The sequence below is a fragment of the Streptomyces populi genome, from assembly GCF_002911015.1.
Taxonomy (GTDB): Bacteria; Actinomycetota; Actinomycetes; order Streptomycetales; family Streptomycetaceae; genus Streptomyces; species Streptomyces populi.
The window spans coordinates 100182-123825 of sequence record NZ_KZ626841.1 but is presented as its reverse complement, the minus strand read 5'-3'; the positions used below and the strand labels follow the sequence as shown (position 1 = coordinate 123825).

General features: G+C 72.8%; 22 protein-coding genes. 11 read left to right on the top strand and 11 right to left on the bottom strand.

Annotation, left to right across the window (positions count from 1 at the left end; genetic code table 11):
- The first annotated feature begins 14 nt into the window (after nt 1-14).
- The gene (locus tag CW362_RS01760; protein ID WP_103547468.1) at nt 15-986 is read left to right on the top strand and encodes an alpha/beta hydrolase; all 972 of its coding nucleotides are present in this window, start codon (nt 15-17) and stop codon (nt 984-986) included.
- A gap of 49 nt (nt 987-1035) precedes the next feature.
- Here the strand turns inward: CW362_RS01760 and CW362_RS01755 are convergent, their stop codons facing one another.
- The 4 genes from CW362_RS01755 to sthA form a co-directional block, all read right to left on the bottom strand.
- Nucleotides 1036-2406 (bottom strand): vWA domain-containing protein, encoded by a 1371-nt coding sequence (locus CW362_RS01755; protein WP_103547467.1) that lies wholly within the window; start codon nt 2404-2406, stop codon nt 1036-1038.
- Nucleotides 2403-3260 (bottom strand): AAA family ATPase, encoded by an 858-nt coding sequence (locus CW362_RS01750; protein ID WP_103547585.1) that lies wholly within the window; start codon nt 3258-3260, stop codon nt 2403-2405. Before CW362_RS01750 ends, CW362_RS01755 begins: the two co-directional genes overlap by 4 nt.
- A 312-nt stretch (nt 3261-3572) precedes the next feature.
- A complete protein-coding gene (locus CW362_RS01745; protein ID WP_103547466.1) occupies nt 3573-4514 on the bottom strand; it encodes an NADP-dependent oxidoreductase in 942 nt (313 codons plus the stop codon).
- 297 nt (nt 4515-4811) lie between these two features.
- The gene (sthA, locus tag CW362_RS01740; RefSeq protein ID WP_103547465.1) at nt 4812-6215 is read right to left on the bottom strand and encodes a Si-specific NAD(P)(+) transhydrogenase; all 1404 of its coding nucleotides are present in this window, start codon (nt 6213-6215) and stop codon (nt 4812-4814) included.
- Nucleotides 6216-6511: 296 nt separating this feature from the next.
- Between sthA and CW362_RS01735 the strand changes: the two genes are divergently transcribed.
- Nucleotides 6512-8413, top strand: coding sequence for an AMP-dependent synthetase/ligase (locus CW362_RS01735; protein ID WP_103547464.1), 1902 nt, complete (start codon nt 6512-6514; stop codon nt 8411-8413).
- A 27-nt stretch (nt 8414-8440) separates the two neighbouring features.
- Here CW362_RS01735 and CW362_RS01730 read toward each other — a convergent pair whose 3' ends face one another.
- The 4 genes from CW362_RS01730 to CW362_RS01715 all read right to left on the bottom strand — a co-directional run bounded on the left by CW362_RS01730 (nt 8441) and on the right by CW362_RS01715 (nt 12640).
- Nucleotides 8441-10285: a sensor histidine kinase gene (locus CW362_RS01730; RefSeq protein WP_103547463.1), complete on the bottom strand. Its 1845-nt coding sequence runs from the start codon at nt 10283-10285 to the stop codon at nt 8441-8443.
- A complete protein-coding gene (locus CW362_RS01725) occupies nt 10282-10980 on the bottom strand; it encodes a response regulator transcription factor (RefSeq protein ID WP_103547462.1) in 699 nt (232 codons plus the stop codon). Before CW362_RS01725 ends, CW362_RS01730 begins: the two co-directional genes overlap by 4 nt.
- Before the next feature lie 133 nt (nt 10981-11113).
- Nucleotides 11114-11875: a L,D-transpeptidase family protein gene (locus CW362_RS01720; RefSeq protein ID WP_103547461.1), complete on the bottom strand. Its 762-nt coding sequence runs from the start codon at nt 11873-11875 to the stop codon at nt 11114-11116.
- 123 nt (nt 11876-11998) lie between these two features.
- Nucleotides 11999-12640 carry a DUF6629 family protein gene (locus tag CW362_RS01715; protein WP_103547460.1) on the bottom strand — a complete coding sequence of 214 codons (642 nt, stop codon included), beginning with the start codon at nt 12638-12640 and terminating at the stop codon, nt 11999-12001.
- Nucleotides 12641-12882: 242 nt separating this feature from the next.
- Between CW362_RS01715 and CW362_RS01710 the strand changes: the two genes are divergently transcribed.
- From CW362_RS01710 to CW362_RS01675, 8 genes are all read left to right on the top strand, one after another.
- A complete protein-coding gene (locus tag CW362_RS01710) occupies nt 12883-13098 on the top strand; it encodes a DUF4177 domain-containing protein (RefSeq protein WP_103547584.1) in 216 nt (71 codons plus the stop codon).
- Nucleotides 13099-13293: 195 nt separating this feature from the next.
- Complete coding sequence (locus CW362_RS01705; RefSeq protein ID WP_103547459.1) at nt 13294-14097, top strand: VOC family protein; 804 nt, start codon at nt 13294-13296, stop codon at nt 14095-14097.
- A gap of 161 nt (nt 14098-14258) precedes the next feature.
- On the top strand, nt 14259-14711 hold the full coding sequence (locus CW362_RS01700; protein ID WP_103547458.1) for a cyclic nucleotide-binding domain-containing protein: 453 nt from the start codon (nt 14259-14261) through the stop codon (nt 14709-14711).
- 59 nt (nt 14712-14770) lie between these two features.
- On the top strand, nt 14771-15616 hold the full coding sequence (locus CW362_RS01695) for an N-formylglutamate amidohydrolase (RefSeq protein ID WP_103547457.1): 846 nt from the start codon (nt 14771-14773) through the stop codon (nt 15614-15616).
- Nucleotides 15617-15690: 74 nt separating this feature from the next.
- Nucleotides 15691-16515: an amidohydrolase family protein gene (locus CW362_RS01690; protein ID WP_103547456.1), complete on the top strand. Its 825-nt coding sequence runs from the start codon at nt 15691-15693 to the stop codon at nt 16513-16515.
- A gap of 289 nt (nt 16516-16804) precedes the next feature.
- Nucleotides 16805-18481, top strand: a complete 1677-nt coding sequence (locus CW362_RS01685; RefSeq protein ID WP_103547455.1) for an NAD(P)/FAD-dependent oxidoreductase — start codon at nt 16805-16807, stop codon at nt 18479-18481.
- Nucleotides 18478-19920, top strand: a complete 1443-nt coding sequence (locus tag CW362_RS01680) for an ATP-binding protein (RefSeq protein ID WP_103547454.1) — start codon at nt 18478-18480, stop codon at nt 19918-19920. Before CW362_RS01685 ends, CW362_RS01680 begins: the two co-directional genes overlap by 4 nt.
- Complete coding sequence (locus tag CW362_RS01675; protein WP_103547453.1) at nt 19917-20267, top strand: UBP-type zinc finger domain-containing protein; 351 nt, start codon at nt 19917-19919, stop codon at nt 20265-20267. The genes CW362_RS01680 and CW362_RS01675 overlap by 4 nt, the downstream gene beginning before the upstream one ends.
- A 27-nt stretch (nt 20268-20294) precedes the next feature.
- Here the strand turns inward: CW362_RS01675 and CW362_RS01670 are convergent, their stop codons facing one another.
- Nucleotides 20295-20786, bottom strand: coding sequence for a VOC family protein (locus tag CW362_RS01670; RefSeq protein ID WP_103547452.1), 492 nt, complete (start codon nt 20784-20786; stop codon nt 20295-20297).
- Nucleotides 20787-20922: 136 nt separating this feature from the next.
- On the opposite strand from CW362_RS01670, the gene CW362_RS01665 reads away from it, so the two are divergent.
- Nucleotides 20923-21138, top strand: coding sequence for a hypothetical protein (locus CW362_RS01665; protein WP_037617573.1), 216 nt, complete (start codon nt 20923-20925; stop codon nt 21136-21138).
- Between the two features lie 55 nt (nt 21139-21193).
- On the opposite strand, the gene CW362_RS01660 is transcribed toward CW362_RS01665, so the two are convergent.
- Both CW362_RS01660 and CW362_RS01655 read right to left on the bottom strand, forming a co-directional pair.
- On the bottom strand, nt 21194-21688 hold the full coding sequence (locus tag CW362_RS01660) for a hypothetical protein (protein WP_103547451.1): 495 nt from the start codon (nt 21686-21688) through the stop codon (nt 21194-21196).
- 110 nt (nt 21689-21798) lie between these two features.
- Complete coding sequence (locus tag CW362_RS01655; RefSeq protein ID WP_103547450.1) at nt 21799-23289, bottom strand: serine hydrolase domain-containing protein; 1491 nt, start codon at nt 23287-23289, stop codon at nt 21799-21801.
- Nucleotides 23290-23644: the final 355 nt, after the last annotated feature.

Genomic DNA, 23644 nt, shown 5'->3' with positions numbered 1-23644 from the left:
CGCGAGGAGACGTCATGCTGTTGGTACCGCCCCCGTTCGACCCCGAGCTGGCCGCCGCGCTCGCGGCGGTCGGACCGTCCGCGCCGTCCGGGCCGAGCCTGGCGGACATCGCCGCCCTGCGCGCGGTCCCCGAATCCGCCGTACCCGCGTACGACCTCACCGACGGCGGCGCCTTCACGACCACGGACCTGACGGTGCCGGGGCCCGAGGGCTCTCCCGACATCTCGCTGCTCGTCATCAGCCCCCTGGCGCCCCCGGGGAACGGGCCCCGCCCGGTGATCTACCACTCCCACGGCGGCGGCATGGTCCTCGGCAACAACCGGGCCGGGGTGGAGCTCGTCCTGGAGTGGGCGAGGGAACTGGACGCGGTCGTCGTGTCCGTGGAGTACCGGCTGGCCCCCGAACACCCGTATCCGGCCGGGGTGGAGGACGTCTACGCCGGTCTGTTGTGGACGGCGCGGCACGCCGGTGAGCTCGGCGGCGATCCGGAACGGATCGTGGTCGCGGGGGCCAGCGCGGGCGGCGGCCTCACCGCGGCGCTCACCCTGCTCGCCAGGGACCGCGAGGGGCCCCGACCGCTCGGGCAGGTCCTGATGTACCCGATGCTCGACGACCGCAACGACACCACGTCCGCGCACCAGATGGCGGGCGTCGGCGCCTGGGACCGTACGGCCAACGAAACCGCCTGGACCGCCGTGCTGGGCGACGCCCGCGGCGGCCCGGACGTGCCCCCTTACGCCGCCCCGGCACGGGCCTCGGACCTGTCCGGGCTGCCCCCGGCCTTCCTCGACGTCGGCTCCGCGGAGACCTTCCGGGACGAGGTCGTCGACTACGCGTCGCGGATCTGGCGGGCGGGCGGGGTGGCCGAGCTGCACGTGTGGCCCGGCGGCTTCCACGGCTTCGACGCCTTCGCCCCGCACACCGTGCTCGCCCGGACCGCCCGCGCCGCCCGGATCGCCTGGCTGCGCAGACTCCTGGCGTCGTGACGGCCGGCCGCGGTGAGAACCTGGCGCCCCCGTCGCGCCCGCGGGCGCCTCAGACGGGCAGCAGACGGCCGATCAGCGCGCTGAGCTGCTGGGCGTTGCGGCACTCGTGCATCTCCACGAGCTCGGCGTAGGCGAGGGCCGCCGAGTCGCCCGTGCCCCACTGCGAGCGCGCCTCGGGGTTCAGCCAGTGGAAGCGGCGGGCCTGCCGGGTGAGCTGCCGCACGGCGGGCAGATTGGGATCACTCATGTTCGTACGGGCGTCCCCGAGCACCAAGACGGTCGTCCGGGAGCCGACCGCGCCGGTGTACCGCTCGGCGAACTCGCCGAACGCGACGCCGTAGTCGCTGCTGCCGTGCCAACCCGTGATCGCCGCCTCCGCGCGGATCCGGGCGCTCAGCCCCTCGGGGTCGGCGGCGCCGGGCCCGATCAGCCCGGTCACCTCGTCGACCCGGTTGACGAAGGCGAACACCCGCACCTTGCTGAACTCGTCGCGCAGCGCCTGCACCAGCAGCATCGTGAAGTCCGAGAAACCCGACACCGACCCCGACACGTCGCACAGCAGCACCAGTTCGGGCCGCACGGGACGGCGTCTGCGCAGCACGGGGCGCATCGGCACCCCGCCCGTGGACAGCGATCCGCGCAGGGTCCGGCGCAGATCGATCGTGCCGCGGCGGGCCCGGCGGCGGCGCGCGGCGAGGCGGGTGGCCAGTTTGCGCGCGAGCGGCTGTACGGCCCTGCGCAGTTCGGCGAGCCGGTCGCGGCCGGCGAACAGGAAGTCGACGCGGTCGGCGGTCGGGGCCACCGCGCGCCGGGCGATCTCGTCACGGTCGCGCCGCTCGGCGATCCGGCGCCGTGCCTCCGTCGCGACCTGCCCGCGGAACACCTCGATGCGCCGCCGGACCTCGTCCTCGAGGAGCCGGTCGGTGAACCCCGCCGCGCCCCCCTGCGCACGGACGGCGTCCCGCACACGGACCATCAGCGTCTGCGGCCGCAACCGGTCGAGCGTCTGGTACGAGGACCAGCCGTCCGTAGCCGCCGTGCCCCCGTAGCCGCCGAAACCGTCGACGGCCTCGATCGCCAACTGCCCCAGCAGGGCTTGGTCGTTCGCGGCCAGGGCGGCCGTGAGCCGGTCCCGCAGCTCCTCCCGGTCCGCGGGCGCCCCGCCGTCCGGCCCGCCGACGCCGCGCGGGAAGTACACGTCGAAGACGGGGTCGAACACCCGGCGCTGTCCCGGGTTGTGGAGCAGGGTGGCGGCCAGTCCCTCGCGCAGCCGGTCGCGGTCGGCGAAGCCCAGCGCGGCCACCGCCCGAGCGGCGTCCACGGTCTCGCCGGTGCCGATCCGCACGCCGTGCGAGCGCAGCGCGCCGACGAGTCCCGTCAGCCGGTCGGCGGCACCGTCCGCCGGCGCGGCGGCGTTCACACGGCGCCCAGGTCGAGCTTGGCCGCCGCCTTCAGCACGTCGTCCTGGTGCTTGAGGATCACGCCGAGGCTGTCGCGCACGACGTTCTCGTCGAGGGTGGAGGCGCCCAGTGCGAGCAGGGTGCGGGCCCAGTCGACGGTCTCGGCGACGGAGGGGGCCTTGCGCAGGTCCATCTCCCGCAGCGCCCCGACGACCCGCACCACTGACTCGGTGAGCGCCTCGTCGAGTCCGGGCACCTTCAGCCCGACGATCCGGCGCTCCAACTCCTCCTCGGGAAAGCCTATGTGGAGGAAGAGACAGCGGCGGCGCAGGGCTTCGGACAGCTCACGGCTCGCGTTCGAGGTGAGCACCACGAAGGGGCGGCTGGTCGCCGTGATCGTGCCCAGTTCGGGGACGGTGACCTGGAAGTCGCTGAGCACTTCGAGGAGCAGGCCCTCGATCTCGATGTCGGCCTTGTCGGTCTCGTCGATCAGCAGGACCTTGGGGTCGTCGCCGCGGATGGCGGTCAGCAGCGGGCGCGGCAGCAGGAACTCCTCGGAGAAGATGTCCGTGCGCGTCTCGTCCCACGTCTCGTCCCGGCCGGCGGTGATGCGCAGGAGCTGCTTGGCGTGGTTCCACTCGTACAACGCCCGTGACTCGTCGACGCCTTCGTAGCACTGGAGGCGGACGAGGCGGGCTCCGGCGACCTCGGCGACGGCCTTGGCCAGTTCGGTCTTGCCCACACCGGCCGGACCCTCCACCAGAAGGGGTTTGCCGAGCCGGTCGGCCAGGAAGACCGTGGTGGCGACGGCGGGCGACGCCAGATAGCCCGCGTCGGCGAGGCGTGCGGAGACGTCGTCGACGGATGTGAACAGCAACGGGGCCTCCAGCACGCGCGCGGACGAGGTCGGGCTCACTATCTAAGCGCTTGTTCACCCCCGCTGTCACGTGTGACGGCCCCCACGGCACGGAGCGACTGCCGCCGGGAACGGCTCCGGCGCGGAGGCGGCGGCCGCGGGGACGGCCCCGGAACGGGAGCGACGGTCCGACGGGCGGTCCCCGGAACGGGAGCGACGGCCCCGGGCGGCGGCCCCACGGCACAGGAGTGGCCGTCGCCGTCGGCACGGGAACGCCCGGAGCGGCCTGCTTCCCGGCCCGGGGACCCGGGAAGCAGGCCCGGCCAGGGCCTAGGAAACCCGCAGTACGATCTTGCCCCGCCGGTGCTCGCGTTCGAGGGCCGCGTAGGCCCCCGGGGCGCTCTCCAGGGGAACGATCCGGTCGACCTGCGGGATCAGCCGGCCCGCCTCGACGAGTGCCGTCAGCTCTTCCAGACCGGCGCGGTCCGGCTCGACCACGAAGAACACCGCGCGGGCGTCCGCCCCGGCCGGCGGCTCGGGCGGCTCGACGACGCTCACGAGGACTCCGCCCGGACGCAGCACCTCCCAGGACCGGGCCAGGGTGTCCCCTCCGACGGTGTCGAAGACGATGTCCGCGTCCTTCACCTCGTCCTCGAAGCGCTGCCCCGCGTAGTCGATCACTTCGTCCGCGCCCAGGCCCCGCACGAAGTCCAGGTCGCCGGCCGAGGCGGTGGCCGTCACCCGGGCCCCCAGCGCGGCCGCGACCTGCACGGCGAGCGAGCCCACCCCGCCCGCGCCGCCGTGCACCAGCACGCGCGCTCCCGACGTGAGGCCCGCGTGGTCGGCCAGCCCCTGCCAGGCGGTGAGGCCCGCGAGCGGCAGCGCGGCCGTCCGCTCGTGGTCGAGCGAACCCGGCTTCGCGGCGAGCACCCCCGCGGGAACGGTCACGAACTCGGCGGCCGCCCCGTCCCGGGTGAAGGGGATCAGGCCGTACACCGCCTCGCCGGGCCTGAACTCCGTGACTCCGTGGCCGAGTTCGGCCACCACCCCCGAGACCTCCTTGGAGGGTACGACCGGCAGGCGCGGGCTGCCGCCGTCGAGGCCGTCGGTCCAGGTCGCGTCCCAGCCGAGCTCCCCCGGGGTGACCGACGCCGCCCGCACCTCGACCAGCACGTCGCCGTGGACCGGAACCGGCTTCGGCGCGTCCTCGTAGATCAGTTCCTCGGGCCCGCCCCTGCGATGGCCGCGCACCGCGCGCATCGTGCCGTTCATCAGGATCCTCCTCCTCGGGACGGCACACGGCCGCCGTCGAGTCGGTCCCGTCGGGTCCTGGGGCTCCGGCACGGACCGGCCGTTCCTCACGATAGTTCCGGCACCGGCGGCTTTCCTGCCGGGCCCGCGTCCGGTGCCGCCGCGGGCGGTCCCCGGCGGTGAGCGAGCGGGCGTCGGCCGTTCACGGCGAAAAGGTCTGGCCCGTCACCACGGGGGGAGCGACGGGCCAGACCCGGTGTCCACGGTCCCACGCCGGGACCGTGTCGCGCAGTTCCTTCGCGAAGTCCCGTACCGCGGTCAGTCCCTGAGGCGGTCGATCTGCCGGATCTTGTTGGTCGCGTCCAGCGCGGCGACCTTGTAGGACTCGGCGAGGGTCGGGTAGTTGAAGACGGCGTCGACCAGATAGTCGACGGTTCCGCCGCAGCCCATGACGGACTGGCCGATGTGGATGAGCTCGGTCGCGCCGGTGCCGAAGCAGTGGACGCCGAGGAGCTTGCGGTCCTCGGGCGAGACCAGCAGCTTCAGCATGCCGTGCGAGTCGCCGATGATCTGCCCCCGGGCCAGTTCCCGATAGCGGGAGATGCCCACCTCGAACGGCACGCGGTCCTCGGTGAGCTGGTCCTCGGTGCGGCCGATGAAGCTGATCTCCGGGATGGTGTAGATGCCGATCGGCTGCTGGTCGTGCATCCGGTTCACCGGCTCGCCGCAGGCGTGGTACGCCGCCGTACGGCCCTGTTCCATCGAGGTGGCCGCGAGCGCCGGGAAGCCGATGACGTCACCGACGGCGTAGATGTGCGGCACCTCGGTGCGGTAGTGCTCGTCGACGGTGATCCGGCCGCGCGGGTCGGCGGACAACCCCGCCTTGCCCAGGTCGAGTTCGTCGGTCAGGCCCTGTCGTCCGGCCGAGTACATGACCGCGTCGGCGGGTATCTTCTTGCCGCTCTCCAGGACCGTGAGCGTGCCCCGGGCGTGGCTCTCCACGGCGGCGACCGTCTCGCCGAACCGGAAGGTGACGGCCAGGTCCCGCAGGTGGTACTTCAGCGACTCGATCACCTCGACGTCACAGAAGTCGAGCATCCCGGCCCGCTTCTCGACGACCGTGATCTTCGAGCCGAGGGCGGCGAACATGGAGGCGTACTCCATGCCGATCACACCGGCGCCGACGATGACCATGGAGCGCGGCACCTGCTCCAGGTTCAGGACGTTGTCCGAGTCCATGATCGTCCGCCCGTCGAAGGCGACGGACTCGGGCCGTGCCGGACGCGTGCCCGTGGCGATGACGATGTGGTCGGCGCTCAGCCGCTTCTCGTTGCCGTTCGCCTCGACCAGGGCGACGGTGTGGTCGTCCACGAAGCGGCCGATGCCGGCGAACAGGGAGATGTGGTTGCGGGAGAGCTGGCTGCGGATGACGTCCACCTCGCGGCTGACCACGTGCTCGGTGCGAGCGGTCAGATCGGCGACGGTGATGTCCTCCTTCAGGCGGTAGCTCTGGCCGTACAGATCCCGCTGGCCGATCCCACTGAGGTACAGCACCGCCTCGCGCAGGGTCTTGGAGGGGATGGTCCCGGTGTGGATGGAGACCCCGCCGACCATGTCGGGGCGGTCGATGACGGCGACCCGACGGCCGAGCTTCGCCGCGGCGATGGCGGCCTTCTGCCCGCCCGGGCCGGATCCGATGACAATCATGTCGAAGTCGCGCACCAGCGGAGTCTGTCAGCCCGGGCCCTCTTCCCGGAAGGGTGAGCGAGTGATCAGTCGCCCGAGTGACGGATGAAGCACCGGAGCACGGCGCCGGCACCACCGGGGCGGCTTCCGGGCGGGCGGCTGACGGTGTTTCGGCCGGGCGGAGGGGAAGGCGGAACGGCGAAGACTCAGCGGCGGGCGAACGCATGCCGGAATGGGGCGCGGGCCGCGCCCCGTGTGGGCTACATTCGGGAACCCTTGGCATCGGCGCCTCCGGGGGTGAGGTCACGTCGAGGAGAACTCCGGAGCGGCGAATGCATCAGTCCCACCTTTCCGCACCGCCGGCCGCGCCCACCCAGGGGGGACTCGCCGACAGCCTCCGCGAAGCGGCCCTCAGCACCCCTGATCTGCCGCAGCTCGCGCGCCGCGCCGAGGGGCACCCGGGGGGCTGGATCCAGGTGACGGCGGTCGAGCTGTGGGACGAAGTGGTCGACGTGGCACGGGGGTTCGTCCGGTCCGGCATCCGGCCGGGCGACCGTGTGGCCATCATGGCGCGCACCCGCTACGAGTGGACGGTGCTCAGCTATGCCCTGTGGTCGGTGGGCGCCGAGGTCGTTCCGGTCTACCCGACGTCGTCGCACGAACAGGTCGCGTGGATCCTGCAGGACGCGCACTGCGTGGGTGTGGTCGTCGAGGACGAGCAGGGCATCATGACGGTCGGCTCGGCGTGTGCCGCGCTCCCGTTCCTGCGCCACGTCTGGCAGTTGGACACCGGGGCGATGGCCCAGCTGGTGGAACGCGGCCGGACGATACCCGCGACCGCGGTCGACTCGCTGCGCCGGATCGTGCTGGCCGACTCCACCGCGGTCGTCGCGTACACCTCCGGCACCACGGGACAGCCCAGGGGCTGCGCCCTGAGCCATCGCAGCCTGGCGAGCCCCTGCGACACGCTGCTCGAGGGCTGGCGGCAGACGGCGGCCCCGCCGGGCACCCAGCCGGCCGTGCTCGCCTTCCTGCCCTTCTCCCACGCGTACGGCCTGATGGTCCAGGGGATCTGCCTGCGCGGCGGCATCCTGATGGGGCACGAACCGGACCTGCGGGAGGAGACCCTCTCCGAGGCCATGCTCTCCTTCCGGCCGACCTATCTGTACGCCGTCCCGTCCGTCTTCGAGAGGATCTACAAGAACTTCGTGCGGGCCTCCCAACGAGCGGGCCGGGGCGTGCTGTTCGAGCGCGCCGTGCGCACCGCGCAGGACTTCGCCCTGGCCGAGGAACAGCAGCGGCTGGGCACGGGTCCGGGCCCGGGTTTCGATCTGCGGCTCCAGCACTCCCTCTACGAGAAGACGGTGTACCGGCGGCTGCGCGCCGCACTGGGCGGACGGGTGTGCGGAGCCGTCTCGGGCGGCTCCCCGCTGAATCGTGAACTCGCCCTGTTCTTCGCGGGGATCGGCATCTTCGTCCACGACGGGTACGGGCTCACGGAGACCAGTGGGGGAATCACCGCCCAGCCCATCGGCCGGGAGAAGTTCGGCACCGTCGGCCGACCGCTGCCGGGCACCGAGATACAGGTCTCCGACGACGGGGAGATCCTCGTGTGGGGGCCCTCCGTGTTCCAGGGCTACATCAACGACACCGCGGCGACCGCCGCCTCGTTCCGGGGCGGCTGGCTGGCGACCGGGGACCTCGGCCGGGTCGACTCCGACGGCTATCTGACCATCACCGGGCGCAAGAAGGACATCATCATCACCAGCGGGGGCAAGAGCGTGGCCCCCGCGGCTCTCGAGGAACGGCTGCGCGTCCATCCGCTCATCCACCAGGCGGCCGTCGTGGGCGACAACAGGCCCTGCGTGGGCGCCCTCATCACCCTGGACCCCGAGTTCCTGTCGCACTGGCGCGCCGCCCGGGCCAAGGGGGAGTCGCCCGCCCGGGACGCGCGCGAGGAGAACGAGCTGCGCGAGGAGGTCAGGCGCGCGGTCGCGGCGGCCAACAGCACCGTCTCCCGCTCCGAGTCCATCCGGGTCTTCCGCGTCCTCCCGGAACCCTTCGACCTGTCCAACGGGCTGCTGACGCCCTCGCTGAAACTGCGCCGGGACGCGATCGCCCAGCGGTACGCGGCCGAGATCGAGGCGATGTACCAGACCTCCTCGCGCCTTCCCCGGGAGGCGTCGATCGGCGATCCGTCGATCCTGGACGACTCCGACAACGTGTTCCGCTGACACCGCTGACGGTCTCTCACGGGCCCGTCAGCCGGAACCGGTGGTGGGCGTGGCGGGCTCCTGGGTGCGGGGCAGCCGCAGGCTGAAGACCGAGCCGGCGCCGGCCTCGCTGGTGACGAGGACGGTTCCGCCGTGGGCACCGGCCAGCTGCCGGACGATGGCGAGGCCCAGGCCGCTGCCGCCGGTGCGCCTGCTGCGGGACTTCTCCGCCCGCCAGAACCGGTCGAAGACGCGGTCCAGATCTCCGGGAGCGATGCCGCCGCCGGTGTCGGCCACCGCGAACACGACCTCGTCCTCCTCGCGGTGCGCGGAGAGGGTGACCGTGCCGCCGGCCGGGGTGTGGCGGACCGCGTTGGACACCAGGTTGCCGAGCGCCTGCCGCATCCGCACCGGGTCCGCGTCCAGCCGCGGCGCACCGGTCACCTCGGTGACCAGCCGGACGCCGGCGCTCTCCGCGCCGACCCGGTGTGCCGCGGCGACCTGTTCGAGGAGTTCGTCGGCGCGCACCTCCTCGCGGTGCAGTCGCAGCGTGCCCGCGTCGGCGGCGGCGAGGTCCTGGAGGTCGTCGATGACGCGTTGCAGGACCACGGCCTCCTCGTGCAGGGAGGACAGCAGTTCCGGGTCGGGGTCCACGAGGCCGTCGCGGGCCACCTCCAGCCAGCCGCGGATGTTGGTGAGCGGCGTGCGCAGCTCGTGCGCGATGTCGCTGACCATCGCCTTGCGCTGCTCCTCCAACCGCTCGCGGCGCTCGGTCAGTTCGTTGAAGGCGAGCGCCAGGATGCCGGTCTCGTCCCGGGTGGTGACGGGCACCCGCACGTGCCGCTCCGGCGGCTGCTGCGCCGCCTGGGTCAGCGCGCGCAGAGGGCGTACGAGCCGGGTGGCGACCAGCGCGGTCACGGCCACCGTGAGGGCGAGGACGAGTCCGGCGACACCGAACACCTTGGCCTTGTTGGCGGCCGACATGTCGAAGCGGGGGACGGGCCTGTCCCCCGTGCCGAGGAAGAGTTCGGCCACCGGGGCGACGTAGGGCGCGAGTTGGGTGCGCCGGGCCTCGGCGACGCAGGCGTTCGCCGTGCGGGCCGGTGGCCCGTCCCGGTCGACCGGCCTCTTGCCCGTCAGATAGGGAACCGCGGTGGCTCCGCTCGCGGCCTCCAGCGGCAGTGCCAGGGGGTGGTCGAGGTGCGCCCCGTGCCGGTCCAGGCACGCCCGGCTGAGCGCCGACAGGGCGTCCAGGGCCTTCCGCTCGGTCGGGGTCGGGGTGTTGAGCCTCCCGTCGGCGCACTCGGTCGGCACGTAGCCGGGGTCGAGCGTCCCGTCCACGCCCTTCAACACGGTCCGGCCGCTCGGCAGTTCCTCCGTGCGGGTCCGGACACCGTTGCGCTCGAAGCAGAGTTGGCGCACGACGGCCAGCTTGGCCACCTTCAGGCGCTCGTTCGCCGTCAGCCGGTACGGTCCCACCGCGCGCGGGTCGACACCGGTGAGCTGCGCTCCGGGTTCCGTGTAGGTGTCGGTGCGCAGCGGGTCGACGGTGGCGGCGGCCCGGGGCGGCAGGGAGGTCCCGCGGGCGGCGGAGTCGGCGAAGGGGGTGCGGTCGCCCGCGGTCAGGGCGATACGCCGTCCCGTGCGGTGCGAGAGGGCGCGCAGTGTCCCGGTGACACCGGACCAGTCGCGGTGGGTGGCCGCGTATCCGCTGAGCTGCCGGAGGATGTCCATGTCCTCGGCGAGCACCTGGCCCTGTTCCTCCTGGATGGCCCGGGTCGTGGTCTGCACCGCGAGCCAGGCGGTCGCGGCCACGGAGCACAGGGCGACGACCACGGAGGTGATCAGCAGCCGCACCAGCAGGCTCTTGCGCAGGGGCAGGGCGCGGCTCACGCCCGGTCGCCCCTGAGCTTGTACCCGATGCCGAACACGGTCACCAGACGCGTCGGCCGGCGCGGGTCCGTCTCGATCTTCTTGCGCAGGTTCATGATGTGCACGTCGATGGCCCGCTCGGTCGAGGCCCGGTCGATGCCCCGGGTGTGATGCAGCAACTGCCGCCGGGAGAAGACCCGTTCGGGTTCGGCTGCCATCGCGAGCAGGATCTCGTACTCGCCCGGGGTGCAGTCCACCGGCGAGCCGTCGCACAGGACCGTGTGCCGCAGCGGGTCCACCGCGATCCCCGCCGCCCTGACGACCGGATCGCCGCGCAGTCCGTCCGTGGGCCGTCCCGCGCGCCTGAGCACCGTACGGACCCGGGCCATGAGCTCGCGCGGGCTGTACGGCTTGGTCATGTAGTCGTCGGCGCCGAGCTCCAGGCCGAGCAGGACGTCGTCCTCGGTGGACCGGGCGGTCAGCATGAGAACGGGGACGTCGTCGTCCTCCCGCAGCGCCCGGCACACTCCGAAGCCGTCGACCACCGGGAGCATCAGGTCCAGGACGACGAGGTCGGGCCGCCGTCTTCGGACCGCGTCGAGGGCGGCCCGGCCGTCGTGGACCACGGCCGCCGTGTGCCCCTCGCCCAGCAGCGAGCGGCGTATCAACTCCGCCTGCTTCTCGTCGTCCTCCGCGACCAGCACATATGCGCACACGCGGCCGATGTTAGGGGCCCCGGACCGTGAATCGGCCGGGGAGAGGGGCTTCCCACACCCTGACACCTTCCTGACATCCTCCCGGGACACTGCGGGTGGGTCCGGCACCGGCCGAGGGCCCCGCCCGGGGGTGTCAGCGTGCCAGCGAGGCCGCGTCCCCCATGACCACCACGGGGTGGAGCGCGGGGTCCAGGGCGCGCATCAGGCGCACCAGGTCGTCCTCGCGCAGACCGACGCACCCGTGCGTGGGGCCTCCGTGGTCCACGTGCAGCCAGATGCCCCCGCCGCGGGACGCGCCCAGCGGCCGGGTCCAGTCCAGGGGCGTGGTGCCGGACCTGCGGTTGTAGTCGACGGCGACCACGTAGTCGAAGGAGCCGGCCAGCGGTTCGCCCTCGAAGCCCGTGCCGGGTGAGGTGAAGGCGCCCGAGCGGTCGTACGGGAGCCGGGTGCCGGGGTCGGGCCGCAGCCCTCCGGCGTCCGTCAGGGTGAAGACGCCTACGGGGGACCGCAGGTCACCGGCGCGATGGTGGCCGGTCCAGCCCCTGAGGGCATTGCGCGCGGGCCTGCTCGGGCCCGCGGCGCGCCAGCCCGTCTCCGTGCGCTCGTACAGCACCGCGGTGGACACCGAGGAGTTCCTGCCCCGGCCGGTCACCACGAAGGCCTGACGGGTCCGCGACGGGATCGCGGCCAGGGTTTCGGTGCCGAGTCCCGGCAGCCGTCCCGGTGCCGCCGTGTGCGAGGCGGTCGGCGCGGGCGCCGGTGCGGCCTCGCCGTGACGCGCCGGCGGGCCGCCGGCTCCGGGGCCGAGCTTCTCGGCCGTGCCGCCGCCGCAGCCGGCGAGCAGGAGGGAGACGGCGACGATCGCCGCCCGGACACGGTGTGCGGGACTGATCATGCGTCGACCCTGGCCGACACGTATGAGGAACTCGTCAGGTCGTTCACGGTTCGCCGCGTACCCGGAACACGGCGGATCACCACCTCCTCGCCCGGCCGTGGAGATCCCGCGCGGTCCGTCCCGTCACGGGTGGCCCACCCGTTCCGGCGGGGCGACGGGCTCCCGCGCGTTCACCCACCCCAGCAGGGTCACCGAGACGACCGCCGCGCACGCGCACCACGTCGAGACGAACTCCGTCTCCCACAGCCACCAGCAGACCGCCGCGCCCGCCCCGGTCAGGACGCCGAGCAGTACCAGCCCGCGGTCGCCGGAGAGCAGCAGCGCGCCGACGGTGGCGAACAGGTAGCCCACGATGACCGGTTCGGGCCGGGGCAGGTCGACGACGTAGCCCATGGTGTGGCCGCGGATCTCGGCCCTGACGGGGCTGACGGCCATGGCGTGCGCGAGCGCGGCCGCGGTCGCGGCACCGGTCACGAGCGGGAACAGCAGCCGGCGCCGGGCGCGGCCCGGCGCCGCGCACAGCACGCCCGCCGGCACCCACACCGCCAGCAGGGGAAGGGCGATCACGGCCCAGGCCACGGTGGCGGGACCCGTACCGCCACCGGTGTCCCAGACCCGGGCTTCGACGACCTGATGGGTACCGAGCAGCAACGGCAGCGCGGCCAGGGGGAGATCGGCCCTCCGCCGCGTCCGGATCACACAGGCCGCCCCGACCGCGGCGACCCCGGTACCGGCCACCAGATCGGCCGTCGCGCTCCAGCACATCGCGTCCCCCTGAATCCGCCGTCACGGCTTCCCGTCGGCCCCTGTCCACGCTACGACGCCTTCGCCGGGACCCCCCTCCGGCCCTCCGTCCGTCCGGCCGGCCGGACGCCTGCCCGGCGAGACGCTTCCTGAAGTTTCAACAAAGGTGTCCCCGCAGTCCCGTTCGTCCCTGTGCCACGGCCGCGAAGGATGATTGGGTGGGGTCGGCCATGCCGTCCGACACCCAGGAGAGCTCCACAACCATGAGCACCCCGTACACCTTCGAATACAAGGTCGTCACGTTCCGCGAGTCGCTGATCGGCGACGCGCTGGACAGCGACAAGCTGGAAAAGGTCCTGAACAAGCACGCCGAGGACGGGTGGGCGCTCAAGGCGATCACGGCCGCGGACGTCAAGGGCCGCATAGGCCCCGGTGCCGTGGAGGGACTGCTGCTCACCCTGGAGCGACCGCGCGTGTAGCGGTCGTGTGGTGCGCGCGGCGCCGAAGCGGGAGATGCTGTTGGTGACGGGACAGCGGATCCGCAGGTGCCACCGACGCCGTCGGAGGCCTTTCGGCACGGAAGGCCTCTCACGGCTGGACCCACGTCCGGGAACCCTCCGAGGGTCCCGCACCCCGCGAGACCGCTGCCGACCAATCGGCCAGGACGGGCGGCGATGAAGAGCGACGGAACACTCCACACCGGTGTCGTCACCAGCCAGTCGGTGTTCGGCGCGCCCTGCTGGGTCAGTCTCACCACCCGCGACCTGCGGGCCGCCCAGAACTTCTACAGCGCGGTGCTGGGCTGGCGGTGGGCCCCGGGCACCAGGATGGGCGAGCATTACCGCGTCGCCAGCGTCGACGGGGTTCCGGTCGCCGGGATCTCCAAGACCGACTTCGTGGCGAAGACGGCGGTCGCCTGGACCGCCTTCTTCGCCGTGGCCTCCGCCGACGAGACCGTCGCCCGCAGTCAGGAACGTGGCGGCACGACCGCGGTGGGCCCGATCTCACTGCCCCCGGGCCGGGCCGCGCTGCTGGCCGACCGCGACGGCGCGGTCTTCGGGATCTGGGAGGGCGACCTGGTGGCCGGCTGGGAACGCTGGCGCAACGCGGCCCCCTCCTTCATCCGCCTGCACACCCGCGACGCCTTCGACGCCGCCATCTTCTACGGCGAGGTGCTGAAGTGGGCGACCTCGGACCCGGGCTGCTGCGAGGTCGACTACGAGGAGAACGAGGTCGTCCTGCGCAGCTTCGGCGACGTGGTGGCCCGGATCCACTCCGGCGCGCTGGGCGCCGCCCCCGACCCCGCCCTCAGACCGCACTGGCAGGTCCACTTCACGGTCGACGACGTGGAGGCCTGCGTCCGCGCGGCGCGTGCCCACGGCGGCGCCGCGCACCAGCAGGGCATCGGCTCGGTGGAGGCCCTCGTCATCGACCCCGACGGGGCCCGCTTCTCGGTGACCTCGCGAACCGCCCGGTGACGCGGCGGAGGCAGTGCCCACGACCGTCCTGCGGCGAAGTCGTCCCGCCCACGACGCGACGGATCGCTCCGTCAGGGCTCCAATGGAGGATGACGGGATACCACCGGCACGACAGGAGCCGCCGCCCCCGTGGCCGCGCGGCGACCCGATGGAGGTCCGCGATGCCCACTGCTCTCCGGCTCCTGCACGCGCTCTCCCCGGAACACCGCGACCGGCTGATGAGCGTGGCCCGCGAGGTGTCCTTCCCCGCGGACGGACAGATCTTCGAGGCGGGGGGCACCGCCGACCGCTTCTGGGTGATCCGCTCGGGAACGGTCTCCCTGTACCAGCAGGTGATCGCCGACAGACAGATCACCGTCGCCCAGCTCGGGCCCGGCGATCTGCTCGGCTGGTCCTGGCTCTTCCGCCCGCACACCTGGGACTTCGGCGCCGAGGCGTTCAGCCCGGTGCGCGCGTACGAGTTCGACGCCGGTGAGGTACGGACCCTGTGCGACCAGGATCCGACGCTGGAGCTGTCGCTGACCCGGACGATCGGCGCCATCCTGGCCCACCGTCTCGAGACGACCCGGGCGGCGCTCATCGAGCACTACGCGCGCCACGGAGGCGGCCGCTGAGACGGCGGGGCCGGAACTCGGTCCCGCCCACTGTCAGACCCGGCTGCGACAGTGGTCCCATGAACGACGATCCTGGTTCCCCGAACGGCCCCGGCTCCTTCGCGCTCCTGCCCGGAGCGGTCCACTCGCCCGTGATCCTGCACGTGCCGCACTCCTCCCGGGAGATCCCGGCACCGGTCCGCGACGGCATCCTCCTCGACGACACGTCGCTGGAGAGCGAGTTGGACCACATCACGGACGCGCACACCGCCGAACTGGCCTCGGAGGCGGCCGAGGCGGCCGGGCTCAGGCCGTGGCGGTTCGTCAACCGGCTGTCACGACTGGTCGTCGATCCGGAGCGTTTCCCGGACGAGCGGGAGGAGATGCTCGCGGTCGGGATGGGCGCGGTCTACACGCGGACGACGCACCGGGCGCCGCTGCGGCCCGCGGACGCCGATCCGCGGCCGCTGATCGACCGCTACTTCCACTCCTACGCCCGGGCGATGACGGAGGCGGTGACCGACCGGCTGGCCGCCACCGGGCGGGCCGTGATCATCGACGTCCACTCGTACCCGACGGCCCGGCTGCCCTACGAACTGCACGGTGACGGGCCCCGGCCGCCGGTGTGCCTGGGAACCGACGCCTTCCACACCCCGCCGGAACTGGTCGCGCTCGCGGAGAAGGCGTTCGCCGGGCTCGGCGGTGTGGGGATCGACAGCCCGTTCTCGGGCGCGTACGTCCCCTTGCGGTACTACGAGCGGGAGCCGGGGGTCACGGCGCTCATGGTGGAGATCCGGAGGGACACGTACATGAAGGAGCCGGGAGGCCCGGTGGGCCCGGGGTTCCCCCGTCTCGCCGCGGCCCTGACCGCGCTCGTGGACGCCGTGGACGAGTGGACCCGCAGCGTCGGCACCCTGAGCAGGTAGCCGTGGAGGGCCGGGCACTCTAGGGTCGAGGGTGAGCGAGCGCTCAGCCATCGGCCCGGGGAGGGCACAGGAGCATGCCGGTCGTCGACGCGTGGATGCAGCACCCCACTCTCCGTCACTCCAACCACGAGATGTTCGCGTCACTGCGCCGCTGGACCGGCATGAGGACGCTGGAGGAGGAGCTGCCGGTCGAGGTCACCCTGGCCGCGCTGGCGGCGGCCGACGTGGACACCGGCCTGTCCTCTGCCTGGTACGGGCCCGAGGGCGCCCTGATCACCAACGACGAGGTCGCCGGATTCGTGGCGCGGTCGGGCGGCCGGCTGCGCGGGGTCGCGGGCGCCGACCTCACCCGCCCCGTCGCCGCGGTGCGCGAACTGCGGCGGGCCGTCGGGGAACTGGGCTTCGTGGCCCTGCGGATCATCCCGTGGCTGTGGCGGCTGCCGCCCACCGACCGGCTCTACTACCCGCTGTACACCGCCTGTGCCGAGCTCGGCGTCCCCTTCTGCACCCAGGTGGGGCACACCGGGCCGCTGCGCCCCTCCGAGACCGGCCGGCCCATCCCCTACATCGACCAGGTCGCGCTCGACTTCCCCGAACTGACCATCGTCTGCGGGCACATCGGCTACCCGTGGACCACGGAGATGATCGCGGTCGCCGACAAGCACGAGAACGTGTACATCGACACCAGCGCCTACACCGCCCGCCGCTACCCCCCGGAACTGGTCGCGTATCTGCGCGGCCGGGGACGGCGGAAGGTTCTGTTCGGCTCCAACTACCCCATGATCGAGCCGAGTCGGGCCCTGGAACACCTCGACGAGCTGGACCTGGACCAGGAGACCGCCGGGCTGTTCCTGTCGGACAACGCCCGGCGCGTCTTCCGGCTGGACGGCCGTCCGTAGCCGCCGGGACCCCGACCGGCGTCCGGCCCGCCGGAAGCGGCCCGCGGAACCGGACGGCCTCCCAGGACGACCGCACGCCGGCCGCGGCCGTGCAGGACCACGGCACGGACGTCCCCCGGAGGTCCGCGCCCCACCGCCGGTCCCCGGGACGCGCCGGAGCGCCCGACGGGTGCCCGGTTCCCGAGCAAAGGTGACCGATCGTACATACGATTGGCTCTGTATCCGCCCTGCGGCGCCCGCGGCGTCCGCTCGGCCGGAACGCAACTGACCTGCTCGGGGTGGGAGAGGTATGACCCAGGCCGCCAGTCCGGCGCGGACCGTCATTCTGACCGTCGACGACGACCCCGGGGTCTCGCGGGCCGTCGCCCGGGACCTCAGGCGCCGCTACGGCGAGGGGCACCGGATCGTGCGCGCCGAGTCCGGGGAGGCCGCGCTGGAGGCGTTGCGCGAGCTGAAGCTGCGCGGTGACCAGGTGGCGGTGATCCTCGCCGACTACCGGATGCCGCAGATGAACGGCATCGAGTTCCTGGAACAGGCCCTCGACGTGTATCCCGGCGCGCGCCGGGTGCTGCTGACCGCGTACGCGGACACCAACGCGGCGATCGACGCGATCAACGTGATCGACCTCGACCACTATCTGCTCAAGCCCTGGGACCCGCCGGAGGAGAAGCTCTATCCGGTCGTCGACGACCTCCTGGACGCCTGGCGGGTCAGCGACTACCGGCCCGTGGGCGCCTGCAAGGTGGTCGGGCACCGGTGGTCCGCGCGATCGTCGGGCGTCCGCGAGTTCCTGGCCCGCAACCAGGTCCCCTACCGGTGGTACTCGTCCGACACCCCCGAGGGACAGCGTCTGCTGAGCGCCGCCGGGCAGGACGGTGAGCGGCTGCCGCTGGTGGTCACCCCGGACGGCACGCCGCTCGTCGAGCCCCGGGACCCGGAGATCGCGGCGCACGTGGGGCTCGCCACGACCCCCACCTCGGAGTTCTACGACCTCGTCGTCATCGGCGGCGGGCCGGCCGGGCTCGGGGCGGCCGTGTACGGCGCGTCCGAGGGGTTGCGCACCGTGCTCGTGGAGCGGTCCGCGACCGGCGGACAGGCGGGCCAGAGTTCCCGGATCGAGAACTACCTCGGCTTCCCCGACGGCGTCTCCGGGGGACAGCTCACCGACCGGGCGCGACGGCAGGCGGCCAAGTTCGGCGCCGAGATCCTCACCGCGCGCGAGGTGACCGGGCTGGAGGTCACCGGGGCCTCGCGCACCATCCGCTTCTCCGACGGCTCCGCGATCTCCGCCCACGCGGTGATCCTCGCGACCGGCGTGTCGTACCGGCAGCTGGAGGCACCGGGTCTGGCCGAACTGACGGGCTGCGGCGTCTTCTACGGTTCGGCGCTGACCGAGGCGGCCGCCTGCCAGGGCCACGACGTGTACATCGTGGGCGGCGCGAACTCGGCCGGCCAGGCCGCGATGTACCTGGCCAGGGGCGCCAAGTCGGTCACCGTCCTGGTGCGCGGCTCCTCGCTGTCGGCCTCGATGTCGCACTATCTGATCGAGCAGATCGGCGAGGCGCCGAACATCTCGGTGCGCACGGGCACGGTCGTGGAGTCCGCGCACGGCGACGGCCATCTGGAGCAGCTGACGCTGCGCGACGTGGAGAGCGGCCACACCGAACTCGTCGACGCGCAGTGGATGTTCGTGTTCATCGGCGCGGCCCCGCTCACCGACTGGCTGGGCGAGACGGTCCTGCGGGACGACCGCGGATTCATCCTGGCGGGCCCGGACATGACACCCGACGGGCAGCCTCCCCGCGGCTGGGAGCTGGACCGGCCTCCGTACCACCTGGAAACCAATGTGCCCGGCGTGTTCGTGGCCGGGGACGCGCGCGCCGAGTCGGCGAAGCGGGTCGCGTCCGCGGTCGGAGAGGGAGCCATGGCCGTCATGCTCGTCCACCGTTACCTGGAGCAGTCGTGAGCGGGCGGCCGGTGCCGTGCGACGCGGCGGAGCTGAGCACGCTGTTCCTGTTCGAGAAGCTCGACGGCGACCAGCTGGAGCGGCTGTGCCGGGAGGGCCGGACGGAACAGTTCGATCCCGGACCTGTGTACACCGAGGGCGATCCGGCCACCTGCTTCTACGTGCTCCTGGAGGGCACGGTCGTGATGTCGCGCCGGGTCGGCGGGGACGACGTGGAGATCAGCCGCACCTCCAAACGCGGGGTGTACGCGGGCGCGATGCAGGCGTATCTCAGCAGCCCGGACGACGCGCGGTACAAGGGCTCCATGCGGGTCACCGAGCCGTCACGTTTCTTCATCCTGCCCGCGGCCACGTTCGCCGCCATCCTGCGGGACTGGTTCCCGATGGCCGTCCATCTGCTGGAGGGCATGTTCTTCGGCAGCCAGAACGCCCAGCGCACGGTCGGGCAGCGTGAGCGGCTGCTGGCGCTCGGCTCGCTGTCGGCCGGGCTCACGCACGAGCTGAACAACCCGGCCGCGGCGGCGGTGCGGGCCACCTCCGCGCTGCGCGACCGGGTGGCCCACATGCGGCAGAAGCTGGGGATGATCGCCGCGGGACCGTACGCGCGCGACGCCCTGGAGACGCTGGTCGAGATCCAGGAGCGGACCGCCGAGCAGGTGGCCAAGGCCACGCCGCTGAGCCCGCTGGAGGCCTCCGACCGGGAGGACGCGCTCGCCGACTGGCTCGACGACCACGACATCGCGGGCGGCTGGCAGCTCGCCCCGACGTTCGTGCAGGCGGGGCTCGACACCGCCTGGCTGGACCAGGTCGCGGCGGCCGTGGACGGGCCGACCCTCGAGGGCGCGGTGCGATGGCTGAACTACACGGTCGAGACCGAGCTGCTGATGAACGAGATCGAGGACTCCACCACCCGTATCTCGCACCTCGTGGACGCGGCCAAGCAGTACTCGCAGATGGACCGCGCGCCCTACCAGGTCGCCGACGTGCACGACCTGCTCGACAGCACCCTGATGATGCTCGCCGGCAAGATGGGCTCGGGCATCGAGGTCGTCAAGGAGTACGACCGGACGCTGCCCCGCATCCCCGCCTATCCGGGTGAGCTGAACCAGGTGTGGACGAACCTCATCGACAACGCCGCCTCCGCGATGGCCGGCGAGGGGACGCTGACGGTGCGCACCGCTCCGGACGGCGACCATCTGCTCGTCGAGTTCCGTGACACGGGGCCCGGGGTGCCCGAGGAGATCCGCGACCGGATCTTCGACCCGTTCTTCACCACCAAGCCGGTGGGCGAGGGGACCGGGCTCGGCCTGGACATCTCCTGGCGGATCGTCGTCAACAAGCACCACGGCAGTCTGATGGTGCACTCCGTGCCCGGCGACACCCGCTTCCAGGTACGCCTGCCCCTGACCACCGCGGAATCCTCCGAGGAGCCGTCATGACCACGCCGAACGGAATCGACCCGTCCGTACCGCCGAGCGGCACCGGCTGCGCCGAGTGCGACGCCGCCGGCGGATGGTGGGTCCATCTGCGGCGCTGCGCCCGGTGCGGGCACATCGGCTGCTGCGACGACTCCCCGGCCAAACACGCCACCGCGCACGCGCGGAGCACCGGGCACCCGGTCATCCAGAGCTTCGAACCGGGTGAGGACTGGTTCTGGGACTACGACACCTCGGAGCTCTACGAGGCCGGTCCCGAGCTCGCTCCCCCGGTGAGCCGTCCGCTCGACCAGCCCGCGCCCGGCCCCGCCGGACGTGTTCCGGCCGACTGGGCCCAGACGCTGCGCTGAGGCCCCGGCCGGGGCCCGGCCGCGGCCTCAGAGGACCTTGTTGCCGTACATCTCGCCGAGCGGGTCGGCGAGCAGCTCGACCCGGGCGCCGTCGGGGTCGCGGAGGTAGATCGAGGTGCCGCTCTCCTCCATGTACTCGACCCCGGCGGCGTCGAGCCGCTCGCGCAGTCGGCGCCACGTGCCGGGGTCGACGGAGATGGCGAGGTGGTGCAGCCCGCCGAGGACCTCCGCGTAGGGGCCGAGGTCGAGGCCGGGGAAGTCGAAGAAGGCGAGCAGGTTGCCGTTGCCGAGGTCGAAGAAGAAGTGGGTCGAGCCCTTGTAGTCCCGGTTCTCGATCATCTCGGTCAGCGGGAAGCCCAGGACGCCCTGGTAGAACCGTACGGTCCGCTCCACGTCCGAGGAGAGCAGCGCGACGTGGTGCACGCCGCGGGCCGTGCTCTCCGGCCTCTCCGGGTTCAGATGGGCGTCCCTGATCCGCTGACGCTCCGCTTCGATCGCAGGCAGGTCCGTCGCACCCATCACAAGCTCCTCACCTGGAGAACCGTCGACGTGCTCAGTACCGAATACAACCACTTTCACACCGTCCGGCGGCCGGCGTCCGCCCGTGTCCGCCCGCCGGGATGCGCGGCGCGGCGCGAGGGACGATCCTGGATACATGTCCGGACGGGCTCCTTTGGTTGTGCATCCGGCCCTGGATACCAGCGGCCGCGAGGTGACCGCGCGGGGTGAGAACCTCGGCGTGGCGTTCTCGGACGAGGATCTCCTGGAGTTCCTCGGCCGGGCCGGACTGCCGGACGCGGAGGATCTGCTGGACGATCCGGCATGGGTGAAGTGGCGCGGGGGCCAGGCGCACTTCTACGGCACCGGATAGCGGGCGGGACTCCCCGGGATCCCCGGGCCCCGGTGCCGCTCCGTACGGGGCGTGCTCACCCGGGCCGGCGGGCCGCGGGGGGCTGCTCCCCGGCCGGCGGTTCCAGGACGACGAGTGTCCCGTTGGCCTGGCGCAACGCCAGTTCCAGTGACAGGGCGGGGTGCAGCACGCCCGTCCCGTCGGGCGGGACGATCCACTCCAGCGGTCCCGCCGAACGGTAGGGGGGCGGTACGGCGATCCAGGAGCCCTTGCCGAGGTGGCGGAGCCCCGAACCCTCCCACCGGCTCGCGGGGTCGGGCGGCAGGAAGAAGCCCACGCGCCGGGCCGCGCAGTCGGCCAGCGTGGGACCCGGCACCTGGAGCGGGTCGGACCACAGGATGTCGAGCGCGAGCAGGCCGAGTTGCTCGGGCACGCTCAGCACGTCCCAGTAACGCCCGGCCTCCAGGAGCGCACTGCCGCTCCCCTGGTCCCACTGGCGTTTGCACGCCCCCGGATTCGTGGCGGCCGCCGCCAGCCACTCCACGCTCCGCGCCCACATCAGGTTCGTCATGCATCACCCCGGAGATGGTTCCCTCCGCCCGGCAGGTACGCGGGAGGCACAGACCGAAGGACCCGCGGTCGTCCGTCAGGACCTCGGCATACGCATGGTGGTGGATATCTCTACGTGGCGGAAGGGGTGGCGGGGTGTGGCGTTTTCCGCCGGCCGGTCGACGGCCGTGGTGACGGGGCGCGGAGGGACTCCAGGGAGCGGGCGTGGAGGGGGGTCGTGTGCCAGCGGGCCGTGAAGGTACGGCCGGGAAGGGCGCACTCCACGGTCAGCCGGTGCGGGGTCTCCAGGAAGAGCACGTCGACGCGCAGGGTGTCCCGGTCGGTCCAGCCTCCGCTCACCGCCGTCGGCGTCGGACCGGTACCGACGCTCCAGCCGGTTCCTTCGAGCCGCAGTTCCAGTCGTCGGCCGTCCTCGACCAGGGTGACGCCGGTGCCCTTGCCGTCCTCGGCGACGACCACGCCCGTCAGCGTCCGCTGGGCCGCGCAGACGCCTCCGGCGGGAACGAACTCCGCCCGCGACCAGGCGTCCGCGGGCTCCGGGGGCTCCGCCGCGGCCTCGACCGGCGGCAGGGCGAGCCGGGCGAGCCGTCGGCGCAGCGTCTCGTCGCGCTCGCCCGCCGCCGACGGCGCCGTCCCGAACGCGGGCAGCAGATGGCGCCACATCAGGTCCAGCAGCTCCTGCATCCGGTCGGTCGCCGCCGTCGTCGCGATCACGGCGTCGTGTCCGGGCAGCACGACGCAGAACTGTCCGAACGCCCCGTCGCCGCGGTATCCGTGCCGTCCCCGCCAGAACTGGAGTCCGTAGCCCTGCTGCCAGTCCGAGCGGGCACCCTCGGGGGTGCCGTCGGCGTTCGCGACGTGCGCGCGGGTCGCCTCCGCGATCCAGGAGGCCGGCAGGAGCCGCCGTCCCTCCCAGACACCGTCGTCCAGATACAGCTGGCCGAGCCGGGCGACGGCGTCGGTCGCGGCGTGCAGCCCGCTGAAGCCGATCTCCCGGCCGGCCCGGTTCCGTGTCCAGGCGGTCTCCCCGATGCCCAGCGGGTCGAACAGACGGGGCCGCAGGTAGGCGGTCAGCGACAGACCGGTCACCCGCTGGAGGATCGTGGCGAGCGTGAAGGTGGCGGACTGGTTGTAGGCGAAGACGGTGCCGGGGTCGCGGTCCGGCGGGATCAGCAGGAAGCCGCGCACCGCCTCCGCCCGGTCCAGCCGCAGCGCGTCGGCCCAGGTCTCGGTGAGATGACCGCTGGCCATGGCCGCGACGTGCCGGACGAGCATCGCACGGCTGCGCGGATCGGTGATGTCGGCCTCGAACTCGGGGAAGTACGAGATCACCGGGCGGTCGAGGTCCAACAGGCCCTCGGCCACGGCGAACCCGGCGGCCGTGGAGGTGAAGCTCTTGCTGAGCGAGTAGAGCAGCTGGAGCCGCCCGGGGGTGTACGGCGCCCACCAGCCGGAGGCGACGAGGTGTCCGTGGCGCAGGATCATCAGGCTGTGCGGTTCGATGTCCGGGTCGGCCTCGACGGCGTCGAGGAACGCGCTGATGCCCGAGGCGTCGACTCCCTGCTCGGCGGGCGGGCTCTGGGGCAGCGGTCGGGCACTCATACGGGCGGCCTCCGGGTGGCTCGGGTGGCTGGTGGCTGGTGGCTGGTGGCTGGCGGCTGGCGGCTGGCGGCTGGCGGCTGGCGGCTGGCGGCTGGCGGCTGGCGGCTGGCGGCTGGCGGCTGGGAACGGTGGACGGGGCACTGGGTGCATCTGGCATCTTTCCCGGCCGGCCCTCCGGTGTCCACGTCCCGGCGGCGACGGCACCCCCGGTTCTCGGCCTCGACGCCCCGGGACCCTCACCTTTGCGCCAACTGCCTTTACTGAACGGCGAGTTGACGGAATCGACAAGGGGCGCGCCTTCACCCCGGCCAGGAGGCCGGGCGGTGGACCGACGGGGAACACCGGCCTGAACTGT

Coding starts and splice junctions, on each gene's coding strand:
- CW362_RS01715 (WP_103547460.1), bottom strand. CDS start 12,640: ATGTGCTGGAGCGCGACGGCCGATCTGGTGGCCGGTACCGGGGTCGCC.
- CW362_RS01710 (WP_103547584.1), top strand. CDS start 12,883: ATGAGCACCCCGTACACCTTCGAATACAAGGTCGTCACGTTCCGCGAG.
- CW362_RS01655 (WP_103547450.1), bottom strand. CDS start 23,289: ATGAGTGCCCGACCGCTGCCCCAGAGCCCGCCCGCCGAGCAGGGAGTC.
- CW362_RS01670 (WP_103547452.1), bottom strand. CDS start 20,786: ATGGGTGCGACGGACCTGCCTGCGATCGAAGCGGAGCGTCAGCGGATC.
- CW362_RS01760 (WP_103547468.1), top strand. CDS start 15: ATGCTGTTGGTACCGCCCCCGTTCGACCCCGAGCTGGCCGCCGCGCTC.
- CW362_RS01690 (WP_103547456.1), top strand. CDS start 15,691: ATGCCGGTCGTCGACGCGTGGATGCAGCACCCCACTCTCCGTCACTCC.
- CW362_RS01700 (WP_103547458.1), top strand. CDS start 14,259: ATGCCCACTGCTCTCCGGCTCCTGCACGCGCTCTCCCCGGAACACCGC.
- CW362_RS01745 (WP_103547466.1), bottom strand. CDS start 4,514: ATGAACGGCACGATGCGCGCGGTGCGCGGCCATCGCAGGGGCGGGCCC.
- CW362_RS01675 (WP_103547453.1), top strand. CDS start 19,917: ATGACCACGCCGAACGGAATCGACCCGTCCGTACCGCCGAGCGGCACC.
- CW362_RS01660 (WP_103547451.1), bottom strand. CDS start 21,688: ATGACGAACCTGATGTGGGCGCGGAGCGTGGAGTGGCTGGCGGCGGCC.
- CW362_RS01735 (WP_103547464.1), top strand. CDS start 6,512: ATGCATCAGTCCCACCTTTCCGCACCGCCGGCCGCGCCCACCCAGGGG.
- CW362_RS01695 (WP_103547457.1), top strand. CDS start 14,771: ATGAACGACGATCCTGGTTCCCCGAACGGCCCCGGCTCCTTCGCGCTC.
- CW362_RS01720 (WP_103547461.1), bottom strand. CDS start 11,875: ATGATCAGTCCCGCACACCGTGTCCGGGCGGCGATCGTCGCCGTCTCC.
- CW362_RS01685 (WP_103547455.1), top strand. CDS start 16,805: ATGACCCAGGCCGCCAGTCCGGCGCGGACCGTCATTCTGACCGTCGAC.
- CW362_RS01705 (WP_103547459.1), top strand. CDS start 13,294: ATGAAGAGCGACGGAACACTCCACACCGGTGTCGTCACCAGCCAGTCG.
- CW362_RS01665 (WP_037617573.1), top strand. CDS start 20,923: ATGTCCGGACGGGCTCCTTTGGTTGTGCATCCGGCCCTGGATACCAGC.